Raw genomic sequence first — 6,262 nt, 5'->3', positions numbered from 1 at the left:
TGGACAAGGGAGGAAAACCGTACAAATAATGTACCATTGGTAACAAAAACTGACGCTAAACAGACCATTTTTTGTAGAAAATCTTCCTTGTCTACTTTTCCTCCTTGTCTTCGGTGGTCCTGCCTTCACAGTTAATATTAAAAACCTACCCCTGTGAGAGGGGGGAGCGTCGGTTAAAAACCGACTGGTTTGGCTGGGTGTACCCAACACCAGAGGCGATAGCGCTAGCGCTGCTGCAAGCAGATCGCGCTCCCACTGCTGCAAGCAGATCGCCCTATTTCCTACCAAACCCGGGGGTGAAAACTGGTGGGTGTATCCAGTTCAAACACCTCATCCTGAATCCGAGCTACATACAATCCTGCTTGCAATGCCTTTTCTCGCACTTGGACAGACATATCCACCGCCGCCAGGATTCCATATACTTGTTTATTCTGATGTTCAGGAAAAAAATGGCGGAACCTGGAGAGCAGGTTCACTAACTGAGTAATGGATTCTTCCCTGGCGTGGCTTTTGACTTCCACAACTATCGCCCTGTTGACTTCCCCATTAGTATATGCCAGCACGTCTATTTCTAAGTGTTCTCCACCTTTGCTCACCCTCACACTGGGGCTAATAATTTCCATACCAAATTGTTGGCGCAAGATGGTTTCCATGGAAGGGAGAGCTAACCCTTCGGTAAAACTGCCAAATTTAGCCCCTAACCCGCCAATCTGTTTACCTAATTCTCTGATTTGCCGAGCATTTTCTTTTTGCAGGCGATCGGTTTCTTGGAATTTGAGATTGGTTTCTTGGAATTTGCGATCGGTTTCTTGGAATTTGAGATCGGTTTGTTTTTGGGCTTGGAGTAATTCTCCTAATAATTGCCAGACTTCATCGGCAGTGGTAGCCATGGGCTTTACTGGTAATTTTATGAAATATATATATTTTTTTTCTTATTCTACAGCGATTTTTAGACCCTAGGATTAAACCTATTCACCAGTCCCCATTGCCAAAAGCGATCGCGCCCCTACTCAATACGAAGGAAAGGTGAGTGAGTTAGCCTTGGCCTGTAGCTAATACCAAAGGCGATCGCGCTGCTGCAAGTTATCCGCACGGGGGGGAGCCAGTGAGGGGAGCCGGGGAATGAATTAAGCGTCTCAAAGCTGAAGTCGGTTAAAAACCGACTGGTGTGGGTGTACCCAATACGGGAGGCGATCGCCCTAATACCCAATGAATCTCATATTTCCCATCACCTAGACAATTTAGCCGGTTTCAACCGGCTTGAGCTTTCAGACAGGGGTTTTAACCCCTGGCTCCTGCTGCAAGGCGATCGCCCTAATTTGTACGGTTTTCCTCCCTTGTCCACTGTCCTTCCTTGTCCCCCAAGTCTTGCCCTGACGACAATGTAAAATACCTACCCTTGTGAGCTAACCCCTGCATCCCTATATAGTTCTATATACCGCTGTGCCTGCAATTCTAAGGGATATTCCGTAACCGCTATTTCTCGACAATTCCTACTCATTTTCTCCCGTAGTGCTTCATCTGTTAATAGGGTAACAATCCCATTACAGAAATCTGCTGTATCTTCCGGTGCTGCTAAATAACCAGTTACCTGATGACGCACTAAATCCGGTACACCCCCTATTTTAAAAGACACCATCGGCGTACCACAAGCCATACTTTCTTGTAATACTAAGGGTAAGTTATCGGCACGGGTGGGAAAAATAAACAAATCAGCGGCAGAAAAAGCCACGGATTTGAGGCGATCGCTGCTGATGTATCCTAAACTCAGGGTAGGTATTCCCAACTGGGATGTCATGGTTTCCCCCCCACTGCCAAAAGTCAAGAGTACAGTTTCTGCTTTCAGGCTTGGGGGTAATTCTTGCAGAGCTTGAAAAAGTAAATCCCCACCCTTGCGGCTATCTTTGAGACTATCAGCAGCGAACAGCAGCACCTTTTTATTCTGGGGAATCCCTAATACAGTTTTACATAACTGTGGGTCTAGGGGTTGATAGGCCGTGGTATCAATACCATAGGGGATGTGATGAATGGGGAAGCGGTTGAGCATACTGGCTTGGGTTTGCTCAGTTAACCAACGACTGGGAGTGACGATGGTTAAATTAGATTGACTGTAAACCCAGTTTTTCAATTTCCACTCTAGGCGGGTATTATCCAGTTTAATGGCTGGGTAGGTGTGCGGGTAAGGACATTGACCACAGCCAATCTTCCATCTGTCGCAATCATAGCTATAGGCACAATGTCCGGTAAAGCTCCACATATCATGGAGGGTGAAAATAGCTGGTTTAGATGCTGTGAGTTTTGATATTGCTAGGTAGTTGAAATAACCCGTATGCAAGTTATGAAAGTTAAGAATATCTGCATCTTGATAGAATGGGTGTTGGGGGATATCAAAGCTACTGAACAGGTGAACATAGTTCAACCCCAAACGCCAAGTAAAACGAGATAGTTGGTTTTCAAGGCGGTATTTACGGACACTCTCTACACGCGGATCATCGGTTTTAATAAAACCCACCAGCAGTTTAGAATCAATACCCTGGGTTAATAATCCTTGATGGAGGCGGTAGCCCGCTATACCAGCACCTCCACCAATATCCGATTGATTGATCTGGAGAATTTTCATATCATCCTGTCTGGTTTAACCGCTTCCATATACAGTGAATCAGGTTTATAAATAGAACCATCAGTTTCAGTATCTAAATTAAAACTAGTCCAGTTAGTGATGTAACTTTCATCAGCGGTTCTGGGAATAATTTTTTCTAACCCACAATTTCCCAAGAGTACAGATAAAGAATAATGATCATACATCCACTGGTGAATTTCCCCCCCTTGACGGAACCGACCAATGTTTAAGGCGGCTTTATCTGCTGGTTTGAGAATTAGCTTGAGAATTGCTTGATACCGATAATCAGAATATCTCAAGAAGCGATAAATATGCTTGAGGATGTTTTTAAAATTACTATCGGGTACAGGTTGGGTGGCGGTAGTTGCTTTTTGAGCAGCCAAGATGATATTCTTAACTTCTACCCCACAGCGCTTAATCACAAACTCCTGGTTAGAAAGATTCGACCTGGAAAGAAAAATCATCATTTCCCCTCCTGACTGATTTCTCACTGTTTGGTCATACATTTCTAACAGCATCCACTCATAATTATCAGCCCATTCTGATAATCCATGATTTACCTGCTCTAGGGAGTGTAAATACATCCTCGCTATTTCTTCCAGGTCTGGGACTACTACCCTCAAAATTCCCTGGGGACGCAGTACACGATAACATTCTGTGATCAAAGATTCTGCTTCAGTTTTGGTTAAATGCTCCAAAACATGAGAATGATAGACTACATCGAATGATGCATCAGCAAAGGGAATACCATGTTTTAAATTATGGGCGATTACACCTTTACCTGTGGATGTAAAATTAATATTTGTCCAATCAGGGTGATAGCGGTTTCCACAACCCAGGTTAAGATATTTCATTTAGTTTATCTGGACTTTGATAGCTATTCTTCCGGTATAGTCAATGCGATTTAGTAATATTGGAATGTTATTTTCACGTATGTAATCATCAACAGCTTGCCGACATCCCTGCCAATGCCCATAATCATCAATAATGATTACACCACCGTTTACTAATCTGGGAAAAAGATAAACTAATTCATGTTTTGTGGATTCATACCAGTCTGTGTCTAATCGTAGTAAAGCAATTTTATTAGGTGCATGTAGTGGTATGCTATCCTCAACTTTACCTTTAATAAAATGCTTTTTTTCAGGACTATAGCCTGTTTTTATCATATTATTTTTTACCTCATCAAGTGTAGAATAACACCAGATAGGAGAAGTTAGTTTATCACTTTTATTTAAAAGAGTTTGGGCATCTAATCCAGATAAGTCCACATCATTTGATGTAGGTATTGACATACCCTCAAAGGTGTCAAATAAATACAAATTGCGAGAATTACATGAAAAATGATTTAGTGTGTAGGCAATAGCCATCATACTACCACCTTTCCAAACACCACACTCAACAAAATCGCCTTCAATGTTATTTTCAATGACATATTTTGTTGCATTAACCAAGGAGTTAATTCTTTCTATACCTGTCATCGTATATGGACTGACATAATCAATAATGGTTTTCGATAAATTGTCAAAGTCGGGGGGGAAGTTCCTGTCATTGATAAAGTTAGTATTTTTTGACTTTTTACGCACAATATCAAAACCACAAATTGAGAATAAAAATTTAATCAGGGATTTCATAAATTACCTACATGGCTTTTAAATTTTGGATCTGGTTATAGAGTTTATAATATCCTGCAATATCAAAAGGCACAAAAAATTTTAATTTTTGCTCTTATCATTATTAATAATTATTCTTTTACCTTCTATTATTTACGGAATTAAAACCGCTTTTTAACGTATTGCTTAATACTAGAAAGGCGTTGACGCAACTTACCATACATAGTATCACTATCTCTCATCCCCTGACCACCAAAGACATAATCAAAAGTATACATATCCGCCTCCCTGTGGCGAAGGACAAAAGGGGGATGATGTATCTCCCCTATATCTTGGGTGAGCATATTCGCCAACTTACTTTCTCCGAAAGAACCTATAAAGTGGATGTTCCCGAAGTCTTTTGAATCGCATTTCCCATAAACGTTGATATTGGATAGCAATCTCGGACGTCGCTACATATTTGGCTTCAGCAGCCATAATTATATTCTTCAGTTCATTAGGTGTTTTGAGAAACTGATTACCTAGAATTTCATCGACGAATTCTATTTGTTCTGAGATTAGTTGTTGTTTGGGAACTGCAAACAAATCTCTAAAAGTTTTAACTTGGTTAATTTTCTCTTCTAAACTTGTCACTTTCGTAGATACATAACTGGCTGGATCATTTGGTAGACAAACGTTTGAGTTATTGATTTTTCTCACGTTATTTGAATACATATCGTCTGCATCTAGGTGAAAATAAGAGCATCCTGACTTTATTGAATATAATATGGCAGTTCCATAATCGTTTGCACAAGAGTATTTATGTAAAGAACATAGATGATAAAATCTGAATAAAAATCCTGGGTCATATATATGACCCGCTGATACAATTTTCATTCCTCGTTTTTCAAAAGGTAAATGACGACCAAGATTAAAATCTTGCCAGTAAATACACACACTTATCGGCCGATATTCTTCCCCAAGGCAATCCAACTTGCTTGCCAATACTTCAAAAGAAGTATCATCAATGATATGATGGCTAGAATGACTTGGGAAAAAGATTGTCCCGCGTCTTTCAGAAAGAATTGAATCAGCTTTGATCAATTTCAGCAAGTAGAGAAATGGTGATGCAGAGGGTATAACCTTTTTATCAATTTTGCTATTTTTTAAGGCTTGAGAATATATTTGCGTTGATTGGTTAGAGTAACACCAAATTTCCGGTAGACTATTCTCCAGTTCGTATTTCCAGACATTGTCTTTTGGATTTACATATATTTGTGGTCCATGAGGTAAAACTGCTTTTAATGAGTACTGGAATGGTAAGTCAGCATAAAGCTTATAAATTAAGTCATTCCCATAATAAGCATTAGGGGGAAATATCTCACAGGTATTTAATAGTTTAGGAGGAGTATCAGAACATAATTGACTTAGATTTTGTTGTTCATTTAGCGTTTGTTCCAAATTAATCATTATTGCAATAAATCCTTAAGTAGATTACCGTGAGGAATTGTTTATATTAACAAAGCCATGAGTAATTATAAAAGTTTAAAACTATACATTATTTTACAATATTTCCCGATATAACACCCTAAAAGTATAACCTTTTTTTGAGGTGTTAACTTTTCCCCAGTCTGGATATGCTGAGTAATATACAGTCCTTCCTAAGAAATAACTAGCAGGTGTTTTCTGGTTGCTGGCTCTAATTATACACCTATTAATACACACAGTCAGGCGATCGCCCTAATTATACACCTATAAATATACACAGTTAGGCGATCGCCCTAATTATACACCTATAAATATACACAGTCAGGCGATCGCCCTAATTATACACCTATTAATATACACAGTTAGTCGATCGCTCTAATTATACACCCATCAATACACACAGTCAGGCGATCGCCTAACGTTGCAGACCAATCTGGCTTCTGATCCCAATCTTTCGGGTCAATCCCTAAATTAGGTAGGTGAGCCACCAGACACCTTGTTGGCGTTCCTGTTGTGCTTGCTGCTGGCCTAATTTAGTTTGTATGGGTGGTCTAGGCGATCG

At 40.0% G+C, this 6,262-nt stretch carries 8 protein-coding genes; 1 reads left to right on the top strand and 7 read right to left on the bottom strand.

The genetic code is table 11. The features are described from left to right. Positions 1 to 281 precede the first annotated feature (281 nt). Complete coding sequence (locus tag PN447_RS04550; RefSeq protein ID WP_271761167.1) at positions 282 to 890, bottom strand: DUF3782 domain-containing protein; 609 nt, start codon at positions 888 to 890, stop codon at positions 282 to 284. Between the two features lie 276 nt (positions 891 to 1,166). On the opposite strand from PN447_RS04550, the gene PN447_RS04545 reads away from it, so the two are divergent. Then, positions 1,167 to 1,388, top strand: a complete 222-nt coding sequence (locus PN447_RS04545; protein ID WP_271761165.1) for a hypothetical protein — start codon at positions 1,167 to 1,169, stop codon at positions 1,386 to 1,388. Positions 1,389 to 1,393: 5 nt separating this feature from the next. Here PN447_RS04545 and PN447_RS04540 read toward each other — a convergent pair whose 3' ends face one another. From PN447_RS04540 to PN447_RS04515, 6 genes are all read right to left on the bottom strand, one after another. Beyond that, positions 1,394 to 2,620 (bottom strand): glycosyltransferase family 4 protein, encoded by a 1,227-nt coding sequence (locus tag PN447_RS04540; protein WP_271761163.1) that lies wholly within the window; start codon positions 2,618 to 2,620, stop codon positions 1,394 to 1,396. After that, complete coding sequence (locus tag PN447_RS04535; protein ID WP_271761162.1) at positions 2,617 to 3,474, bottom strand: class I SAM-dependent methyltransferase; 858 nt, start codon at positions 3,472 to 3,474, stop codon at positions 2,617 to 2,619. Before PN447_RS04535 ends, PN447_RS04540 begins: the two co-directional genes overlap by 4 nt. After that, a complete protein-coding gene (locus PN447_RS04530) occupies positions 3,475 to 4,254 on the bottom strand; it encodes a TylF/MycF/NovP-related O-methyltransferase (protein WP_271761160.1) in 780 nt (259 codons plus the stop codon). A 140-nt stretch (positions 4,255 to 4,394) separates the two neighbouring features. Then, positions 4,395 to 4,586 carry a hypothetical protein gene (locus PN447_RS04525; RefSeq protein WP_271761158.1) on the bottom strand — a complete coding sequence of 64 codons (192 nt, stop codon included), beginning with the start codon at positions 4,584 to 4,586 and terminating at the stop codon, positions 4,395 to 4,397. A gap of 1 nt (position 4,587) precedes the next feature. Beyond that, on the bottom strand, positions 4,588 to 5,682 hold the full coding sequence (locus PN447_RS04520) for a hypothetical protein (protein WP_271761157.1): 1,095 nt from the start codon (positions 5,680 to 5,682) through the stop codon (positions 4,588 to 4,590). Between the two features lie 380 nt (positions 5,683 to 6,062). Continuing rightward, positions 6,063 to 6,188 carry a hypothetical protein gene (locus tag PN447_RS04515; RefSeq protein ID WP_271761155.1) on the bottom strand — a complete coding sequence of 42 codons (126 nt, stop codon included), beginning with the start codon at positions 6,186 to 6,188 and terminating at the stop codon, positions 6,063 to 6,065. Positions 6,189 to 6,262 lie beyond the last annotated feature (74 nt).

It is taken from the genome of Anabaena sp. CS-542/02 (assembly GCF_028331085.1).
GTDB lineage: Bacteria > Cyanobacteriota > Cyanobacteriia > Cyanobacteriales > Nostocaceae > Anabaenopsis > Anabaenopsis arnoldii.
This window is presented reverse-complemented; position numbering and strand designations above follow the sequence as displayed.

Excerpts from the sequence above, each read along its gene's own strand:
- PN447_RS04535 (WP_271761162.1), bottom strand. The coding sequence starts at position 3,474 with ATGAAATATCTTAACCTGGGTTGTGGAAACCGCTATCACCCTGATTGG.
- PN447_RS04550 (WP_271761167.1), bottom strand. The coding sequence starts at position 890 with ATGGCTACCACTGCCGATGAAGTCTGGCAATTATTAGGAGAATTACTC.
- PN447_RS04540 (WP_271761163.1), bottom strand. The coding sequence starts at position 2,620 with ATGAAAATTCTCCAGATCAATCAATCGGATATTGGTGGAGGTGCTGGT.
- PN447_RS04530 (WP_271761160.1), bottom strand. The coding sequence starts at position 4,254 with ATGAAATCCCTGATTAAATTTTTATTCTCAATTTGTGGTTTTGATATT.
- PN447_RS04520 (WP_271761157.1), bottom strand. The coding sequence starts at position 5,682 with ATGATTAATTTGGAACAAACGCTAAATGAACAACAAAATCTAAGTCAA.